This window comes from Streptomyces flavusporus (genome assembly GCF_046267975.1).
GTDB lineage: Bacteria > Actinomycetota > Actinomycetes > Streptomycetales > Streptomycetaceae > Streptomyces > Streptomyces flavusporus.
The window spans coordinates 7,895,775-7,912,496 of record NZ_CP176503.1; the positions used below are offsets into that span (position 1 = coordinate 7,895,775).

15 protein-coding genes and 5 pseudogenes are annotated in these 16,722 nt (G+C 67.5%); 12 read left to right on the forward strand and 8 right to left on the reverse strand.

Features of this window, described 5'->3' with window-relative positions:
- Positions 1 to 20: 20 nt before the first annotated feature.
- The 8 genes and pseudogenes from ACKTSN_RS37175 to ACKTSN_RS37210 form a co-directional block, all read left to right on the forward strand.
- Positions 21 to 377 (forward strand): annotated as a pseudogene (locus tag ACKTSN_RS37175) (transposase); the annotation flags it as partial.
- A 72-nt stretch (positions 378 to 449) separates the two neighbouring features.
- On the forward strand, positions 450 to 1,712 hold the full coding sequence (locus tag ACKTSN_RS37180; protein ID WP_409467247.1) for an IS701 family transposase: 1,263 nt from the start codon (positions 450 to 452) through the stop codon (positions 1,710 to 1,712).
- 168 nt (positions 1,713 to 1,880) lie between these two features.
- Positions 1,881 to 2,432: pseudogene (locus tag ACKTSN_RS37185) on the forward strand (IS630 family transposase); the annotation flags it as partial.
- Positions 2,433 to 3,006: 574 nt separating this feature from the next.
- On the forward strand, positions 3,007 to 4,257 hold the full coding sequence (gene ltrA / locus ACKTSN_RS37190; RefSeq protein ID WP_409468519.1) for a group II intron reverse transcriptase/maturase: 1,251 nt from the start codon (positions 3,007 to 3,009) through the stop codon (positions 4,255 to 4,257).
- 95 nt (positions 4,258 to 4,352) lie between these two features.
- Positions 4,353 to 4,697: pseudogene (locus ACKTSN_RS37195) on the forward strand (IS630 family transposase); the annotation flags it as partial.
- Positions 4,698 to 5,421: 724 nt separating this feature from the next.
- Positions 5,422 to 7,134, forward strand: coding sequence for a group II intron reverse transcriptase/maturase (ltrA, locus tag ACKTSN_RS37200; protein WP_409467920.1), 1,713 nt, complete (start codon positions 5,422 to 5,424; stop codon positions 7,132 to 7,134).
- A 116-nt stretch (positions 7,135 to 7,250) separates the two neighbouring features.
- Positions 7,251 to 7,451 (forward strand): annotated as a pseudogene (locus ACKTSN_RS37205) (IS630 family transposase); the annotation flags it as partial.
- 63 nt (positions 7,452 to 7,514) lie between these two features.
- The gene (locus ACKTSN_RS37210) at positions 7,515 to 8,408 is read left to right on the forward strand and encodes an IS982 family transposase (protein WP_409473110.1); all 894 of its coding nucleotides are present in this window, start codon (positions 7,515 to 7,517) and stop codon (positions 8,406 to 8,408) included.
- A 581-nt stretch (positions 8,409 to 8,989) separates the two neighbouring features.
- Here the strand turns inward: ACKTSN_RS37210 and ACKTSN_RS37215 are convergent.
- Entirely contained in the window at positions 8,990 to 9,226 is a 237-nt protein-coding gene (locus tag ACKTSN_RS37215) for a hypothetical protein (protein ID WP_409473111.1), read from the reverse strand.
- Between the two features lie 230 nt (positions 9,227 to 9,456).
- On the opposite strand from ACKTSN_RS37215, the gene ACKTSN_RS37220 reads away from it, so the two are divergent.
- Positions 9,457 to 9,717: a hypothetical protein gene (locus ACKTSN_RS37220; RefSeq protein ID WP_409473112.1), complete on the forward strand. Its 261-nt coding sequence runs from the start codon at positions 9,457 to 9,459 to the stop codon at positions 9,715 to 9,717.
- Positions 9,689 to 10,216, forward strand: a complete 528-nt coding sequence (locus tag ACKTSN_RS37225; RefSeq protein WP_409473113.1) for a DUF6879 family protein — start codon at positions 9,689 to 9,691, stop codon at positions 10,214 to 10,216. The genes ACKTSN_RS37220 and ACKTSN_RS37225 overlap by 29 nt, the downstream gene beginning before the upstream one ends.
- On the opposite strand, the gene ACKTSN_RS37230 is transcribed toward ACKTSN_RS37225, so the two are convergent.
- On the reverse strand, positions 10,213 to 11,304 hold the full coding sequence (locus ACKTSN_RS37230; protein WP_409473114.1) for an IS630 family transposase: 1,092 nt from the start codon (positions 11,302 to 11,304) through the stop codon (positions 10,213 to 10,215). The genes ACKTSN_RS37225 and ACKTSN_RS37230 overlap by 4 nt on opposite strands.
- Before the next feature lie 73 nt (positions 11,305 to 11,377).
- Here ACKTSN_RS37230 and ACKTSN_RS37235 point away from each other — a divergent pair, with 73 nt between their 5' ends.
- On the forward strand, positions 11,378 to 12,226 hold the full coding sequence (locus tag ACKTSN_RS37235) for a helix-turn-helix domain-containing protein (RefSeq protein WP_409473115.1): 849 nt from the start codon (positions 11,378 to 11,380) through the stop codon (positions 12,224 to 12,226).
- Between the two features lie 40 nt (positions 12,227 to 12,266).
- Here ACKTSN_RS37235 and ACKTSN_RS37240 read toward each other — a convergent pair whose 3' ends face one another.
- The 5 genes from ACKTSN_RS37240 to ACKTSN_RS37260 form a co-directional block, all read right to left on the reverse strand.
- Positions 12,267 to 12,413, reverse strand: a complete 147-nt coding sequence (locus ACKTSN_RS37240; RefSeq protein ID WP_409473116.1) for a hypothetical protein — start codon at positions 12,411 to 12,413, stop codon at positions 12,267 to 12,269.
- A 187-nt stretch (positions 12,414 to 12,600) separates the two neighbouring features.
- Positions 12,601 to 13,665, reverse strand: coding sequence for a phage tail protein (locus tag ACKTSN_RS37245; protein ID WP_409473117.1), 1,065 nt, complete (start codon positions 13,663 to 13,665; stop codon positions 12,601 to 12,603).
- 219 nt (positions 13,666 to 13,884) lie between these two features.
- The gene (locus ACKTSN_RS37250) at positions 13,885 to 14,166 is read right to left on the reverse strand and encodes a hypothetical protein (RefSeq protein WP_409473118.1); all 282 of its coding nucleotides are present in this window, start codon (positions 14,164 to 14,166) and stop codon (positions 13,885 to 13,887) included.
- A complete protein-coding gene (locus tag ACKTSN_RS37255) occupies positions 14,163 to 14,858 on the reverse strand; it encodes a hypothetical protein (RefSeq protein WP_409473119.1) in 696 nt (231 codons plus the stop codon). Before ACKTSN_RS37255 ends, ACKTSN_RS37250 begins: the two co-directional genes overlap by 4 nt.
- A gap of 138 nt (positions 14,859 to 14,996) precedes the next feature.
- Positions 14,997 to 15,545 carry a helix-turn-helix domain-containing protein gene (locus ACKTSN_RS37260; RefSeq protein ID WP_409473120.1) on the reverse strand — a complete coding sequence of 183 codons (549 nt, stop codon included), beginning with the start codon at positions 15,543 to 15,545 and terminating at the stop codon, positions 14,997 to 14,999.
- A 45-nt stretch (positions 15,546 to 15,590) separates the two neighbouring features.
- Here ACKTSN_RS37260 and ACKTSN_RS37265 point away from each other — a divergent pair, with 45 nt between their 5' ends.
- Positions 15,591 to 16,016 carry a helix-turn-helix domain-containing protein gene (locus ACKTSN_RS37265; RefSeq protein ID WP_409473121.1) on the forward strand — a complete coding sequence of 142 codons (426 nt, stop codon included), beginning with the start codon at positions 15,591 to 15,593 and terminating at the stop codon, positions 16,014 to 16,016.
- Here the strand turns inward: ACKTSN_RS37265 and ACKTSN_RS37270 are convergent.
- Positions 15,982 to 16,700: pseudogene (locus ACKTSN_RS37270) on the reverse strand (IS5 family transposase); the annotation flags it as partial. The gene ACKTSN_RS37265 and the pseudogene ACKTSN_RS37270 sit on opposite strands and share 35 nt — an antisense overlap.
- Between the last annotated feature and the right edge of the window lie 22 nt (positions 16,701 to 16,722).

The following is a 16,722-nucleotide window of genomic DNA, read 5'->3' on the forward strand; positions in this document are numbered from 1 at the left end:
CGCCGGGCGGGGCCAGAGCCGAACGGACGAAGTTCCTGGAGTTCTGCCGCTACCTGCGCAGCCTCTACCCGCCCGAGGTCCGCATCGCCATCGTGGTCGACAACTTCTCCCCACACCTCACCACCAGGCGCGACAGCCGGGTCGGCGACTGGGCCGCCGCCAACAACGTCGAGATCGCCTACACCCCGACCAACAGCTCCTGGCTCAACCGCATCGAGGCCCAGTTCACCGCCCTGCGCTACTTCGCGCTGGACGGCACCGATCACGTCGACCACAAGGAGCAGGGCAGCATGATCCGCCGCTACATCATCTGGCGGAACCGCCATGCCGACGACAAGAGCCTCCGCACCCTCATCGACAGGGCGAACGTTGCTTGATGCGGCACTAGTAGGGCTTTGTTAGGTACCCCGATTGATCATCGTCAGGTAGATTGTGATGTTCTGTCAGGTGTGACACCTGAGGAGATGGAGACGGTCCGCCCGCGCCTGGAGGCGTTCGCGGCGGAGATGCTCGGTTCGCTGGCGCGTCGGGACCAGCGGGCCAAGGGCGAGCTGTATCTGCGCGGGCTGATGCTGGACGGCAAGCGCAAGTCCATGCAGCCGATGGCCGAGCGCCTGGGCGTGGACCACCAGCAGCTGCAGCAGTTCGTCTCATCGTCCACCTGGGACTACTCCAAGGTCCGTGAGCGGCTGGCCCGTTGGGCTGCCGCGCACATTTCTCCCGAGGCGTACGCGATCGATGATGTCGGCTTCCCCAAGGACGGCTACGACTCACCGGGGGTGGCGCGGATGTACTGCGGCGCCCTGGGTAAGCGCGGCAACTGCCAGGTCGGCGTCAGTGTGAACCTGGTCAGTGACCGTGCGTCATCGGCTGTCGACTGGCGCCTGTTCCTGCCCGAGAGCTGGGACGACACCAAGTACGGCGAGGACGCGCTGATGGCCGAGGCGATCCGGCGCCGCCGCGCCAAGGCGGGAATCCCGGACACCGAGCGGCACCGGGAGAAGTGGCGCCTGGCGCTGGACATGCTCGACGAGGTGCGCGACAACTGGGAGTTGCCCGACCTTCCGGTCGCCGCCGACGCCGGATACGGCGACGCCACCGGCTTTCGCGAGGGCCTGACCGAGCGCGGCCTGACCTACGCGGTCGCGGTCAAAGCCACCACGACCGCGCACCCCGGCAATGCAACACCCCAACGCCCGCCGTACTCCGGGCAGGGCCGCCCTCCCGTGTCCGCCTACCCCCAACCGCACACCACCCTGCGCGCCCTGGCCCTGGCCGTCGGCCGAGCGGCCACCCGCACCGTCACCTGGCGCCAGGGCAGCAAGGCCACCAGACGCAACCCGAACGCCGAGATGCGCTCGCAGTTCCTGGCCCTGCGGGTCCGACCGGCCAACCGCACCATCCGCCGCGCCGCCGACGGCTCCCTGCCCGACTGCTGGCTGCTCGTCGAGTGGCCACCCGACTCCGCCGAGCCAACCGACTACTGGCTCTCGACGCTTCCCGCCGACACCCCACTGCGCGAACTGGTACGAATCGCCAAGATCCGATGGCGAGTTGAGCACGACTACCGCGAGCTCAAGGACGGTCTGGGCCTGGACCACTTCGAGGGCCGCAACTACCTCGGCTGGCACCGCCACGTCACCCTCGCGTCCCTCGCCCAGGCCTTCTGCACCATGCTCAGGCTCGACCCAAAAGCCCCTGCGCCGGCCTGACCCTCTACGCGGTCCTCCGCGAACTCCAGGCCCTCCTGGCCACCTGGACCGGCGCCTGCTCGATATGCGGCCAACCCGCACCAGCACCCGAACCCCACCACAGGACCTAACAAAGCCCTACTAGTGTCCTGCGCCTGAAGTTCGTTGAATATGTGTAGCCTTGCTCGCATGGCGCGCATGGGACGGCCGGTGGCCGAGGTGACGTTGACCGACGACGAGCGCGAGACGCTGGTGCGTTGGTCTCGGCGGGCGACCTCGGCTCAGGCTCTGGCTCAGCGGTGCCGGATCGTGCTGGGCTGCGCGGAGGGAAAGTCGAACCAGCAGGTGGCCGCCGAACTGGGCATCTGGCCGCAGACGGTGGGCAAGTGGCGCCGCCGTTTCCTGGAGTCGCGCCTGGACGGTCTGGCGGACGAGCCGCGTCCCGGCGCCCCGCGCAAGATCTCCGACGAGGAGGTCGAGGCACTCGTCGTGGCTACCTTGGAGCGCACCCCGAAGGACGCCACGCACTGGTCGCGAGCCTCCATGGCGGCCGAGAGCGGCTTGTCGAAGTCCACCGTGGGGCGGATCTGGCGGACCTTCGGCCTCAAGCCGCACCAGGTGGACACCTTCAAGCTGTCCAACGACCCGCAGTTCGTCGACAAAGTCCGCGACATCGTCGGCCTCTACCTCGATCCACCGGAGAAGGCCCTGGTCCTGTGCGTCGACGAGAAGTCCCAGATAGTGTGCCACGAACGCTGAAGGAGGCATTGATGTAGCAGCTTCTGGAAGCGGTGCTGTGCAGGAGATGGAGATAGGTCCTCCGGGGTCGCCCTGCAGGGGGAGGCTCCAAACCACCGCAGGCTGCGTCGGTTAAGTGCCGATCGTGGTGAGCGCTGCGGCAAAAGGCGCGGCAGTGATCGCGTCAGGTGTGGGTCAGGAAGGCGAGCGTGAGCGAACCGCTGACGACGTGTCGTAACTTTCTTCAATGGCGTCGAAACCGGGGCATGATTTGGGCTCCGGGACAAGTCCGGGGGGAGCCTGCCGACTGCCCGGATGGCGTCCGGCATGGAGGCGGCGCGAGCCTGGCCCGGGCTCTTGCACGGAACGTGGGAACCTGTCGCCCCGATACTGCGGTCGGCCCGGTGGGCCGGCGGCGAGAGGGAGTGCTCCAAGCGGACAAGACCGCGAGGGGCCGAGTACCGAAGCGGGGCACGGGGGCGGACCGTCTCGTAGTAGTGGTGAAGCCCGGTAATGCGGGTGGAGCGAAGGGGACGGGTCGTCCGGGTCTGTTTGGCGGTCAACCGGAGTGCCCGGGATGAGCCGGACGAGCGGACCAAAGTCGTTCGGGATCTCGAAACACCTGGTGTTCGAGGCGTACTTGAGGGTCAAGGCCAACAAGGGAGCGGCGGGCGTCGACGGCGAGTCGATCGAGCAGTTCGAGGCTGACCTGCGGGGCAACCTCTACAAGCTGTGGAATCGCATGTCGTCGGGCTGCTACTTCCCGCCGCCGGTGCGGATGGTGGAGATCGACAAGCCGGGAGGACGCGGGGTCAGGATCCTCGGTGTGCCCACGGTTGCGGACAGAATCGCGCAGACGGTGGTGGCCATGGTGCTGGAGCCGCTGGTGGAACCTGTGTTCCACCCGGACTCCTACGGCTACCGGCCCCGCCGCAGTGCGCTGGATGCGGTCGCGGTGTGCCGGGAGCGGTGCTGGAAGACGGACTGGGTGATCGATCTGGACATCCGGGGCTTCTTCGACAACCTCGATCATGATCTCGTCCTCAAGGCGGTCGCGCACCACACCGACCAGCGGTGGGTCCTGCTGTATGTGGAGCGGTGGCTCAAGGCCCCGCTCCAGCGGCCGGACGGCAGCCTGCAAGCCCGGGACCGCGGCAGCCCGCAGGGCTCGGCGGTCTCACCCGTGTTGTCCAACCTGTTCATGCACTACGCGTTCGACGCCTGGATGGCCCGGGAGCACCCTGGCGTCCAGTTCGAGCGCTATTGCGATGACGTGGTGGTCCACTGTCGCAACGAGGTCCAGGCGCATCAGATGCGTGAGGCCATCGCCGGGCGGCTGGCCGACTGCGGGGGGCTGCAACTGCATCCCCAGAAGACCCGCATCGTGTATTGCAGGGACAGGAACAGGCGTGGCTTGGCCGAGCACACCTCGTTCGTGTTCCTGGGGTACGGGTTTCGCGTACGGAAACTCCGGACGAAGCGCGGAGACTTCTTCTTCGGCTTCAACCCGGCCGTCAGCGACGAGGCCGCCAAGCAGATCCGGGTGCAGATCCGCCGCTGGCGGCTGCACTTGCGAAGTGAGACGACCCTGGAGCAGCTCGCCCGGGAGATCAACCCGGTCGTGCGGGGCTGGATCAACTACTTCGGGCGCTTCCATCCGTCCGCGTTGTACCCCAGCCTCAACCGCATCAACGACTACCTGGTGCGGTGGCTCGTCCGCAAGTACAAGCGGTTCAAACGGAAACGAGCCAGAGCGCGTGAAGCCCTGAGCCGTCACGCCAGGCGGTTCCCCGGACTCTTCGCCCACTGGAAGTTCGTCAAGCCGTGACCGCGAACGACTGGACGATGGGAGCCGTGTAAGCCGAGAGGCTTACGCACGGTTCTGAGAGCGGCGGCGGGTGAAACTCCCGCCGCCGACTCACCCAGGCGCTGGACCGCTCGGCACCGGTGCTGCCGATGATGCCGGGCATGCCCGAGCGCCGGACTCACGACTACGTCCGTCACGGCATCACCACCCTCTTCGCCGCTCTCGACGTGGCCACCGGTGAGGTGATCAGCTCCATTCACCGCCGCCATCGAGCCGCCGAGTTCAAGAAGTTCCTCGCCAAACTCGACAAGGAGGTGCCCGCTCACCTCGACGTCCACCTGATCTGCGACAACTACAGCACCCACAAGGCCCCGACCATTCGCAAGTGGCTCGAGGCCCACCCCCGCTTCCACATGCACTTCACGCCCACCTACTCGTCCTGGCTCAACCAGGTCGTGCGACACGAAAGCCGCTTGAGAAGAGCGGACTCACCGAAGGAGGATCGACTGATGTCGAAGGTGTAGCTCCCGAGCCAGTGCACAGGGCTCGTTCCCGCCTCAGCGTGCGTCGTGAGTAATCGCGGGGTGCGAAGCCTGGGGAAATGCCCAAGGATCCTCGTTCCATCCGGGGGTTACAGGCTGGGAAATGCCGGACGGGTGAATGCGAATGAACCCTTGATGATGCCTCGTCATGAGCACTCTCGCCGATGGGTCGTTTCAGCGAGAGATAGGGACTGGCCGCTGGAAATCGGCAGGCGCCGACTGGGGAAATCTGGCCAGTCGGGAGTGCACCGCCGTCCCCGGGGTGCAGAGGGCCCCCTCACCGGCAGCATCTCTCTCATGCGGAACGTGACAACCCCGATGGAGTCCAGGCAATGCAATTCTGACCTGGTAAGCCAACCGCAAGGAAGGCCCAACTCTCCAGCGGGCGCAGGAAGACCCAGCAAGCGAATGCCGGTCGCCGAAAGGCAACAGGAAACCGGGAACCATGCGCTGACACCTCCGTCGGTGGTCCCCGCATAACTGGCCGGATAGGGGCCGATGTCCCGGCCTGAAAGGGCGCTGACGTGGGTCTGGTGAGCCCGTGAAGAAACGATGACCAAAGACACCTGAACCGAAGGGCAAGTTGGACGCCGTGACGACACACGTGGCTGGGGCGGCGCAAGCCGCTGCGACCGCAGCCGGCATGGCGAACGGACCGGAGGACGAGATCACCGACTGGCCGTCGATCGACTGGCGGACCGTCGAGGACGACGTACGGCGTCTGCGGCAACGCATCTTCACGGCATCGCAGGCAGGAGACCTGGCCAAGGTCAGGAATCTGCAGAAGTTGATGCTCCGCTCCCGCGCCAACACACTCGCGAGTGTGCGGCGGGTCACGGAAGTCAACGCTGGCCGCAAGACGGCGGGCATCGACGGGAAAGTCGTCCTGCTGCCCCAGGGAAAGGCCGAGTTGGCCGACTGGGTCCAGCATGGCGCGGCCCCGTGGAAGCCCAAGCCCGTCAAGCGGGTGTATATAGCCAAGGCGAATGGGAAGCAGCGCCCACTTGGAATTCCTGTGATCGCCGACAGATGCCTTCAAGCTCTGACGCTGAATGCACTGGAGCCCGAGTGGGAGGCACGGCTGGAACCGAAGGTCTACGGTTTCCGTCCAGGCCGTGGCTGTCATGACGCGATCGTTGCCATCCACACGACGGCGAGCGGCAAGAACGCCAAACGCTTGTGGGTGCTCGACGCGGACTTGAAAGCGGCATTCGACCGAATCGACCACGATCACCTGCTCGCGTCATTGGGCTCCTTTCCCGGGAGGGGAATGATCGCCGGATGGCTGAAGGCGGGTGTGGTCGAGAAAGGTTGGTTCACCCCCACGGTGGAGGGAACTCCCCAGGGCGGGGTGATCAGTCCCGCGTTGTTGAACATCGCCTTGCACGGCATGGGAAAGGCTGCTGGAGTCCGCTACCAGAATCTCGGCAGTGATGCCACGATTCTGGCGCGCGATTCTCCGGTTCTGGTCGTCTACGCCGACGACCTTCTCGCCCTGTGTCATTCTCGGGAACAGGCCGAGCAGGTCAAGGCGCGGCTGACTGTGTGGCTCGCGCCCCGGGGCCTGGCCTTCAACGAGGACAAGACGCGCATTGTCCACCTCGATGAGGGCTGCGACTTCCTGGGGTTCAACATCCGACGCTACCGCAGCAAGCTGCTGACCAAACCGAGCAACGCGGCCTTGCGGCGGATCCGGGAACGGCTTGCCGCCGAGGTGCTGGCCCTGCGAGGGGCCAACGCCGACGCGGTGATCGCCAAGCTCAACCCGATCATCAAGGGCTGGGCTGCCTACTACCGGATCGGGGTGTCCAAGCGGGCGTTCAACTCGCTGGACGCCTACGTGTGGAGACTGGTCTACAAGTGGGCCAAGTTCTCCCACCCGAACAAGCCGATGCGCTGGGTGACTGCCCGGTACTTCGCCATGTTCAACCCGTTCAGGCAGGACACATGGGTATTCGGGGACCGCACCAGCGGTTTCTACCTCTACAAGTTCGCCTGGACGCCGATCGTCCGGCACCGGATGGTGCCAGGGAGGGCGTCAACCGACGATCCCGCCCTGGCCGACTTCTGGGCCAAGCGGTGCCGCCGCGGCAAACTCCCGCTGGGCAAGGGCACCTTGCATCTGTTGCAGATGCAAGACGGCCGATGTCCGCTCTGCGGAGGGCTGCTGCTGCACGCCGACCACGAGCCGCAAACTCCCGACCAGTGGGAGCAGTGGCTCAAGGTCACCCGCATCGCGATCCGCAAACACGCGGTCACCGCCGAAGCGGGCAACGGCAAGCCGGACAAACCCGCCGCCTCACGCCTGATACACACCCACTGCCGGCGTCGGCTGGCCACTGGCCCCGGCCGGTGACCAGCACTTCTGTTCGCCCGCGAGCCCAAGGGGCTTGCTTGAGCCGGTTGCCTGGAAAGCGGGCACGGCCGGTTCTGAGGGGGGACCGCTGCAGCAATGCAGCGGTCCTACCCGACGAGCGGTGGTTCGGACTGCTGACGGACAAACGGATACGGCGAGGCGTCCACAAGAACCTCCAGGCGTTGGAACGCGACATCCGCGCCTGGGTCGCCCAGTGGAACGACAACCCGAAGCCGTTCATCTGGACCAAGGACGCCGACGAGATCCTCCAACGCCTCGCTGCATATCTTGATCGAATTCCCGGCGCAGGACACTAGACGAGTTATTCCGAATGCTGACGGTGCGTCCGGGAACGCAGACAGGGCGTCCAAGATCGTTGTGTGACGAACAGCCTAGACGCCCTGCTGACCGCACTGTACGTGAAGATCGACGACGGGATCGGAGGCACCCGGTGGCTGGGCCGACCGCCGCGGCTGACGGACTCCGAGCTCGTCTGCCTCGCCGTCGCGCAGGCGCTGCTGGGTTTCACTTCGGAGTCGCGGTGGCTGCGGTTCGTGGACTCCCGGCTGGGCGCGATGTTCCCGTACGTGCCCAAGCAGCCGGGCTGGAACAAGCGGCTGAGGGCCGCGTTGCCGCTGGTCAAGAAGGCGATACGGCTGCTGGCCGCCGACACGGACTTCTGGTTCGACAACCACTGGATCGTCGACTCCACGCCCGTGGAATGCGGTCGCTCGCGTCCCACGGTGAAGCGGTCGGACATGGCCGGCTGGGCCGGATACGGGTACTGCGCCAGCCACAGCCGGTTCTTCTGGGGCCTGCGCCTGTTCCTGGTGTGCACCCCGGCCGGGATGCCGATCCTGTGGGCTCTGGCGACCCCGAAGATGGACGAGCGCGAGGTACTGACCGCGATGCTCGACCGTGAACCGGAGACGGTCACGGACCGGCCTGGGCTGCTGGTGATCTCGGACAAGGGCTTCGCCTCCAAGGAGTTCGAGGCCGATCTGGCCTTGAGGGGCGCCGAGTTGCTGCGGCCTTCGTTCAAGCGTGAGAAGAAACGCAAGGGCGAGAGCCTCCTGAAATCAGTGCGACAGCTGATCGAGTCGGTCAACGACACTCTCAAGGGCCAGCTCGACCTGGAACAGCACGGCGGCCGGACCTTCGAAGGCGTCGCAGTCCGCGTCGCCCAGCGCATCCTCGCGATGGCCGCAGCAAGCTGGCACAACCACAAGACCCGCCAGCCGATCACCCGATCACTGGTCGCCTACGACCACTAACCATTCGGAATGACTCGTCTAGGACGTGAGGAAGCCCCGCACGCTGGCGCCGTCGACGCCACGGGGGAGGCGCCTTATTCCAGCGTGCGGGGCCGATGATGGGGCGGCTGCGCTACCGCGCGGCGCCGGGTTCCTTCCCGTCACGGCACCGTGGGCACCTGCACGGCGGCCATGCGGACGTCATGAGCGGGGGTAGGTCGTCCGTGCTGCGAATGGTCGTCTGCGGCTCCCAGGTACGGCCACTGTTGCGGGAGACCCGTAGCGTCATGAGCGGCTGCTCGTCACTCACTCGACGCCTCCGCGCGAGTGGCCACCCATCTCGACGTTGCAGTCGACGACGCGCCGAAAGGTCGCCTGCGGTGCGTACTCGCTGTCCGTCCAGTCCAAGTACGGGCCAAGTGGCGTTTGCCGCTGGTACCAGTCCCGATGGTGCCCCGGGTGGCCAGGCTGGCGGGTGCACGATCCGGGCGGGCCGCTGGGGTGAGGCATAGCGCAGTACCCGCCGGCCGTCCGCAATGCGCGGGTGAGGGCCTCTGCTTGAGCGTCAGCGAGGGTGAGCGGCTGGCGCTGGGTTCGGTCGGTCATCGGTCCGTTCCCTGCGGGTCGCGGCGGGCACGGGTGGCGTCGCGGAGTGCCGTACGCATCTCCGCGCCGGTCTCGCAGTCACGTTCGGGACTGTTGCACCGGGGACAGGGGCCGGTCGTGTCAGTGCCGCCCGTGTGCTCGACGAGGACGCGGTACGCCGCCTCTTCAGCGGGGGACCAGGGGATGTGTTGCACGGTGTTCGATGCGCGGTGGTGGCGCGTACCCTCTGCCATGTCGATGCTCCCTCGTAGCGTCGGCCACGCCCCGGGAGGCCACCACCTCGCCGGGGTTTCGTCGTACCGCCCGACGCTAGGAGTGCGATGTGCTGCACAGCCAGCGATGTTCACGAATGTTCGCAGCGATCTACCGACCCTAGTCAGTGGCGAGTTTGCGCCCTTGACCAAAACCACCATTGGGACGAGCTTGTGAACATCCGTGTACACGCAGAGCGTTGGAGGCGGCAGTGTCACTACGGTTCATCGGGATCGACCCCAACACGGGGCAGGGCGAGAGCCCGACCGTGTGGGTTGACGAGAGCAGAGGCGAACTCGTCATCCAGGGATGGAAGCCGGACGCGGCGACGGAGGCAGAGTGCGCTGCCTTCCAGGTACCGGGCCACGCGGTCGGCATCCCCGATCACGAGCAGGTGGTGCGGGTACCGGCCCGCATGGTGTCGATCCTGAGGGAGGCGTGCGATGTCGCAGAGCGTGCCCAGCTTCACTGAGCTGCTGGACGGCGCCCGCGAGTCGGCTGTCCACCTGGAGATGCGGGACGCCTACGGCGTTGCCAGCGAGGCCGACGCCTTTGCCCGCTGGAAGGAGACCGGGGCCGTCGACGACGATCCCGAGTCCCCGTACTGGGCGCCTTGGACGCAGCTGATCCGCCGTACCGTCGCGCGCGGCGTGGCCGTGCGGCGGGCCCGGATCGTGTCCGAGCCGGTGAGCGACTACATCCGGTACGAGCACGCGGGCACGGTTGTGAACGTTGCTGCTGGTGAACAGGTCCGCTGGCTTCCCCGGCGGCAGGCCAGCGACATCGCCTTGCCCGGCAACGACTTCTGGCTGATCGACCGGCGTCTCATTCGCTGGAATCACTTCACCGGTGACGGCGCCTCGGCAGGCGGCGAGATCAGCCATGCCCCGGCCGCAGCCCGCCTGTGCGCTGACGCCTTCGAGGCGGTCTGGGCGCGAGCGATCCCGCACGACGAGTACAAGATCAGCTAGTGTCTTGAGTCTTTAATTCGATTCAGATATCCGGTGAGGCGTTCGAAGATCTCGTCAGCGGTCTTCGTCCAGACGAAGGGCCTCGGGTTGTCGTTCCAGTCGGCGATCCAGGCCCGGATGTCCTTCTCCAGGGCTTGGACGTTCCTGTGGACGCCACGCCGTATCTGCTTGTCCGTCAGCAGCGCGAACCAGCGCTCCACTTGATTGAGCCAGGACGAGCTGGTCGGGGTGAAGTGCATGTGGAACCGGGGATGGGCCAGCAGCCACTTCTGGATCGCGGGCGTCTTGTGGGTGGCGTAGTTGTCGCAGATCAGGTGGACGTCGAGATGGTCAGGGACCTCCTTGTCCAGCTTGGCCAGGAACTTCTTGAACTCCACTGCGCGATGCCGGCGGTGGAGCGAGCTGATCACCTCGCCGGTGGCCGCGTTCAGGGCGGCGAACAGGGTCGTCACGCCGCCGCGCAGGTAGTCGTGGGTGCGACGCTCGGGCATGCCCGGCATCATCGGCAGCACCGGCGCCGACCGGTCCAGTGCCTGAATCTGCGACTTCTCGTCCACGCAGAGGACGATGGCCCGCTCGGGCGGGTCCAGGTACAGGCCGACGATGTCGCGGACCTTCTCGATGAACTGCGGGTCCTTCGAGAGCTTGAAGGTGTCCACCAGGTGCGGTTTGAGGCCGAAGGTCCGCCAGATCCGCGAGATGGTGGACTGGCTCAGGCCGCTGACCTTGGCCATCTCCCGTGTCGACCAGTGCGTGGCGTTCTTCGGAGTGGTCTCCAAGGTCCGCACGACCACCTCCTCCACCTTCTCGTCGCTCACCGTGCGCGGCGGGCCGGGTCGCGGCTCGTCGGACAGGCCTTGGAGCCGGTCGGCCGCGAACCGCTTACGCCACTTGGCCACGGTGACCGGGTGGACCCCAAGCTCCGCCCCCACCGCGGTGTTCGAGCCGCCCTCCGCGCACGCGAGCACGATCCGGCACCGCAACGCCAGAGCCTGCGAGGACGTTGCCCGCCGCGACCAGCGCAGCAGCGTCTCTCGCTCCTCATCCGTCAGGACCACCTCGACCGTCGGCCGACCCATACGCGCCATGAGCCCAGCCTACTTCTATAGCGAAATAAAGACTCAATACACTAGCACGACACGAAGGGTCCAGCCGCAGCACATGGCCACATCCCCGTCCTCCTCGGCCCAAGCCGCCCGCGAACGCGTCGCCCGGCGGCTGCGCGACCTGCGGGCCGACGCGGGCCTGACAGGCAGCGAGCTGGCCGCGCGCTGCGGCTGGACCCACCCCAAGACGTCCCGCCTTGAGAACGCTCGCACGCCGCCGACACCCGACGACATCCGCCGCTGGTGCCACGCATGCGGCGCCGACGACCAGGCCGAGGACATCATCGCCCAGTCCCGGGACGCCGAGTCGGCGTATATGGAGTGGCGGAGGCAGGTGCGCGCCGGGCTGAAGCGCCTCCAGGACAGCTACGTCGACCTGTACCGGGCCACTGAGCTGTTCCGGATCTACTCGCCCACCCTCGTGCCCGGCTTGCTCCAGACGGAGGGCTATGCCCGCGCGGTTCTGTCCGGCGTTGCCAAGTTGTACGACGTCCCCAACGACGCCGACCAGGCCGCGGCCGCGCGTATGGAGCGCTCGAAGATCGTGCACGAGCCGGGCCACCGGTTCGTCATGGTGGTCGAGGAGAGTGTCCTCTACTACCGGCTGGGCGACGCGGACGCCATGGCCGCCCAGCTCGGCTACCTCCTGACCGCCGGCGCCCTGCCGTCGGTGTCCCTCGGCATCATCCCCAAGACTGTGCAGCGGACGCTGTGGCCGCAGGAGTTGTTCCACGTCTACGACGACCAGATGGTGTCTGTGGAGCTGATGTCGGCGCGGGTCCGGGTCACGCAGCCGTCCGAGGTCGCCCTGTACCTGCGGGCGTTCGACCAGTTGCGCGGCATGGCCGTGTACGGGGCGGAGGCGCGCGCTCTGATCGTCAAGGCCATCGAGGCGTTGCGCTAACCTGGCGCCCGGCCCCTGAGTGAGGGTGCCGGGCGCCAGGTCAGCCGCATGCGGGCTCTGCGTCGATCGCGGGCAGCTCGTCGGCGCGCAACGGACGGACCTCCGCGTACGCGGCCAACATCGCATTGCCCTCGTCGTCGACGCCCTCGGTCCATGTCCACGCCTCCGGCCCGCCATGGACCACCACGTATCCCAGAGAGGCGAGGCGTCGTATCGCTGCATGAGGGACGGTGGGCCGGCCTGGCCCGGCCAGGTCACGGACAGCGGCGACAGGCCGGATAGGTCGGGGCGGGCCAGGTGCAGCACCCATTCCCCGCCTTTGGCGGCGCTCCACCCGATGCCGGCAAACGTTGTCGTTGGCTCGTCGAGCATGGCTATGCCGTCCTCCCCGTAACGGCGAACTGCACGTTCCCACCACGCACGCCAACCGCGTTGCGCAGCAGGGCGACGACCAAGTCAGCGGCGCCGCCGTTGTCGCGGGAGCTGAGCTCGATCCTCAACGGTCCGGATCCTCCGCCCGCCACCGCGCCGCCGGCGGTCGAGGCTGCGACGTTCGCCGCGGTCGCCTGTCCAGCAGTCGGTACCGACACGAGGTTCGACATGGACCGATCGACCGCGCCGGCACCCGACTCGATGCCCTCGACGATGCCCGCCGGGATCCATCGGCCGATCTGGTCACGCATCACACGCGACGGCGACGCAATACCCAGCGCTTTCGCGATCGGACCAGGAATCATGGACTTGGCGAAACCGATCAGCTGCGAGCGCAGCCAACTACCCATGCTGACCACGCCGTTATAGAGGCCGCGGACGACGTCCCGACCCGCGCCGACCAACAGATTGGACAGGCTGCCAATGTTGCGGACGATCCGGCCGGGCAGTCCGCGGATGTACTCAAGGAAGTCACTGACCTTGCTCGACGCAGCCGTACGAAACGACGTGAAGCTGCTCCGTGCGGCGGCGGCGAGGTTGGTCCCCAGCGCGGAGAGCGCGCTCTTCGCTCGCCCCGGCAGACCGCTCAACCATGTCGTGAGTTCGGTGAACTTCTGAACGGCCCAGTCCTTGGCGTCACCGAACCAGCCCTCAACCCACTCCGGGATTTGGCCAAGCCAACTGATCGCGGCAAGGATTCCGTCCTTCGCCCACACCAGTTTTGCGACCACCCAATCCCAGGCGGTCAAAGTGACGGCTTTGATGTCGTCCCAGTACAGGACAATCAAGGTGACCGCTCCGGCGATCGCGGCGACGGCACCCGCCACAATCCAGAAAATGGGGTTGGCCAACATCGCTGAATTCATAGCCCACACCCCGATGGCCGCGATGGAGAACGCGCCACCCAAAGCGGTTATCGCGACACCGAGGCCGATCAACAGCCCCTGATTGTCCCGGGCGAAGTTGAAGAATCCTTCGAGCCGGGGAAGAACCTGGTTGCCGAGCATGTCGATAAACGCCGTGCTCAGACTGCGTTTGAATTGCTCGACCTTCGTAGCGGCGTTGTCGCGCAGACTGTCGCCTGCCTTGTCCGCGGGGACTGCTGCGTGATGCGGGACAGGACGGCCCGTAGACGGGTCTGGAAGCCGTTCAGGCCTTGCTCGGCCTCGGTGTCGTCAACGGTGATGGTGGCGGCGAGTTCGCCAACGGTGAGTGCCATAAGGGCATCACTCCCCGCCTGCGTGTGCGACCGGCTGAGCGTGGCCCGTCAGCCGGTCGTACAGCTCGCGGTCCTCGGCGAACACGCGGGCCCGGTGGTCGTAGCTCATCGCCCCCAGCTCGGCGGCCGTGGTCGGCATGGTGAATCGGTCGGCCGGCGGGCGGGTCATCCCCGCGACCGCTTCGGCGGCGAGCCGCACGCGAGGATCGTGGAACTCCGCCTGCTCGGTGCTGCGGCGGCGCGGTGCAGGGTCGCCTGCGGCCCATGTCTCGTGTACGCGGCCGGTCATGCGGCGACTCCCGGATGCCCGGCGAACTCGGCCCGCACCGCGGGAACCTGCCTCAGCACGTCGTCGACCTTGACCGACAGGTACTCGACCTGGTTGGACACGGCGGCCTGGTCGCCGTTGTCCGGTCCCACGGCGAGGCCAACGGCGGCGGCGATGGCAAGGGCGGGCGTGATGCCGACGCACGGGATGGCCCGCGGCCGGTAGCACGACACGCTGTCGAGGTCGGCGGCCACTCCGTACCGCTTGCCGACCTCGTGGGCGGGTGCGACCCCGGCAATCTCGAGCTCGGCCCCGATCCGGTTCACACGCTCGGCCATGCCCTGGATGCGCTGACGGCGGGCGGCGGTGGTGTGGTACAGGGCGGCGAGTGCGTCGACCGCGGCCCGCATCTTCGCGGCGAACTCTGCGGAGTCCTCCTGCTCGACCAGAGCGCGGACCTCGGTGGCGACGGCCTCGGCGCGGGCGTGCCGGTCGGCGTCCTCGGCGGCTGCCAGCTTGCGGCGGGCTGCCGTGATCCGCAGGTCGGCGAATTCGGCGAGTTCGCGGGCGGCGGTGAGGTCCTTGGGGGTCACGGAGTCGTCGCCGGCGCGCACCTTGTCGGCGAGGGCGGCGGCGAGTTCCTCGGCTTCCGTCTTCTCGGCCTCGGCGACGGCGAGGGCGGCGCGTGCCTGCTCGGGGGTGGGCGAGTTCACTGCTGGGGCTCCTAGGCTGGGCGGTCTGCGCGGGCCGCTGAATGGCGAGGTCGTGGGCGACTGCGGCCCGTAGCTCGTCGTTCTGGGCGGGCGGCTTCGCCCGCTCGTATCGGCGGGTGATGGCTGCGAGTAGCGTGGTCATGCTGCGGTTCTCCCGTGGCGGTAGTGGTCGAGGGCGGCGCGGTCGATCGCCCATGTGCGGGCGCCGATGCGTCGTGCCGTGAAGGCGCCGTGTCGGGCGAGGCGCCGCACGTACTCGGCGGCGCAGCCGAGCAGTGCGGCGGCCTCTTGGACCGACACCTCCGTAGACGTGGCCACGGTGTCAGTCATGTTCGGCGCGGTGCCGTTATCGGAAATGTGTTCGATTTCAGTCCGGTGCTCGGCGTGCTGTGCCGCCGTATGTAGCGCGTACAGAAGTCGGCGGACGCCGGGGGCCACCTCGCCCCCGTCGGCGCGCACGCGGGCTGTGAGGTCGCGAACGAGTGCACGCAGCACGTCACCCGCGATGGTGGGGGGAATAATGACTGAGCCGTCGGTCTGGATGAGGTCGAGGGCCGGTTCTGCGGGGCTACTCATCGGCGCACCCGAGGTGCGGTCGGCGCGGTCGGTGCGGATGCGCTGCTCCAGCTCGGCGAGGGACGGGCCCCCGGGCTGGTAGCAGGCGCGGGCAGCGTCGGCCACGCTCATGCGGTCCATCGCGTCGCATCCGGCGCCCCATACGCGAGCGGCCAGGTGCGGGCCAACGTCGCGCGCATCCGCGAGGCGCGCGGCATGACAAAGAAGCAGCTCGCCGACCGGACGGAAGAGCTGGGCCGCCCCATTCCGCCGCTCGGCGTCTCGCGCATCGAGGCCGGCACGCGCCGCGTGGACGTTGACGACCTGGCGGCGCTTGCCGTGGCCCTGCGAGTCTCGCCGATCACGCTTCTGCTCCCGTGGACGGACAGGTTCGACGATGCTGTCGAGGTGACAGCTGCAGGCACTGTGCAAGCTGCGGTCGCCTGGAGCTGGGCTGATGGTCACCTACCCGCGAACCCCTCGAACCTTGATGACGAGAAGAGATTCATCCTGGACTCGCGGCCGGAGTGGGCACGAGGGGGTTTGTCGTTCGGCCTAACTGATCGTTTCAAAACGAGGTTCGCAGGCGGCGGAGGCATATGAGGCTGCAGGCCAGTTCGAGCAGGCCCTGGTGGAGATCGGCTCGTCGTTCGTAGCGGGTGCGGAGCCGTTTGAACTGGTGCAGCCAGGCGAAGGCGCGCTCGACCACCCAGCGGACCTTGCCCAGTCCGGAGCCGTGGGCGACGCCGCGTCGGGCGATCACGGGTTTGATGCCGCGTTTCCACAGCAGGCGGCGGTACTTGTCGAAGTCGTAGCCCCGGTCGGCGTACAGCCGCCGGGGCTTGCGGCGGGGACGTCCGCGCAGGCCCCGGATGGGCGGGACGGCGTCCAGCAGGGGCAGGAGCTGGGTCACGTCGTGCCGGTTGCCGCCGGTGAGGGTAACGGCGAGCGGGGTTCCGTGGCGGTCGACGATCAGGTGGTGCTTGGAGCCGGGGCGGGCCCGGTCGACGGGCGAGGGGCCGACGTGATCCCCCCTTTGAGGGCCCGGACGTGCGATCCGTCCACGGCGCAGTCGTCCAGGTCCAACGAGTCGGCGCGGCGCAGTTCGGCCAGCAGGGCGGCATGCAGGCGTGGCCAGACGCCGGCCTCGGTCCAGTCCCGCAGTCGGCGCCAGGCCGTCACTCCGGAACAGCCCACCGTCTCCGCGGGGACGTCCCGCCAGGCGACACCGGTCCGCAGGACGTACAGGACGCCGGCGAGAGCTGCCCGGTCCGGAACGCGAAGCCGCCGCGATCAGGCTATGGAGGAG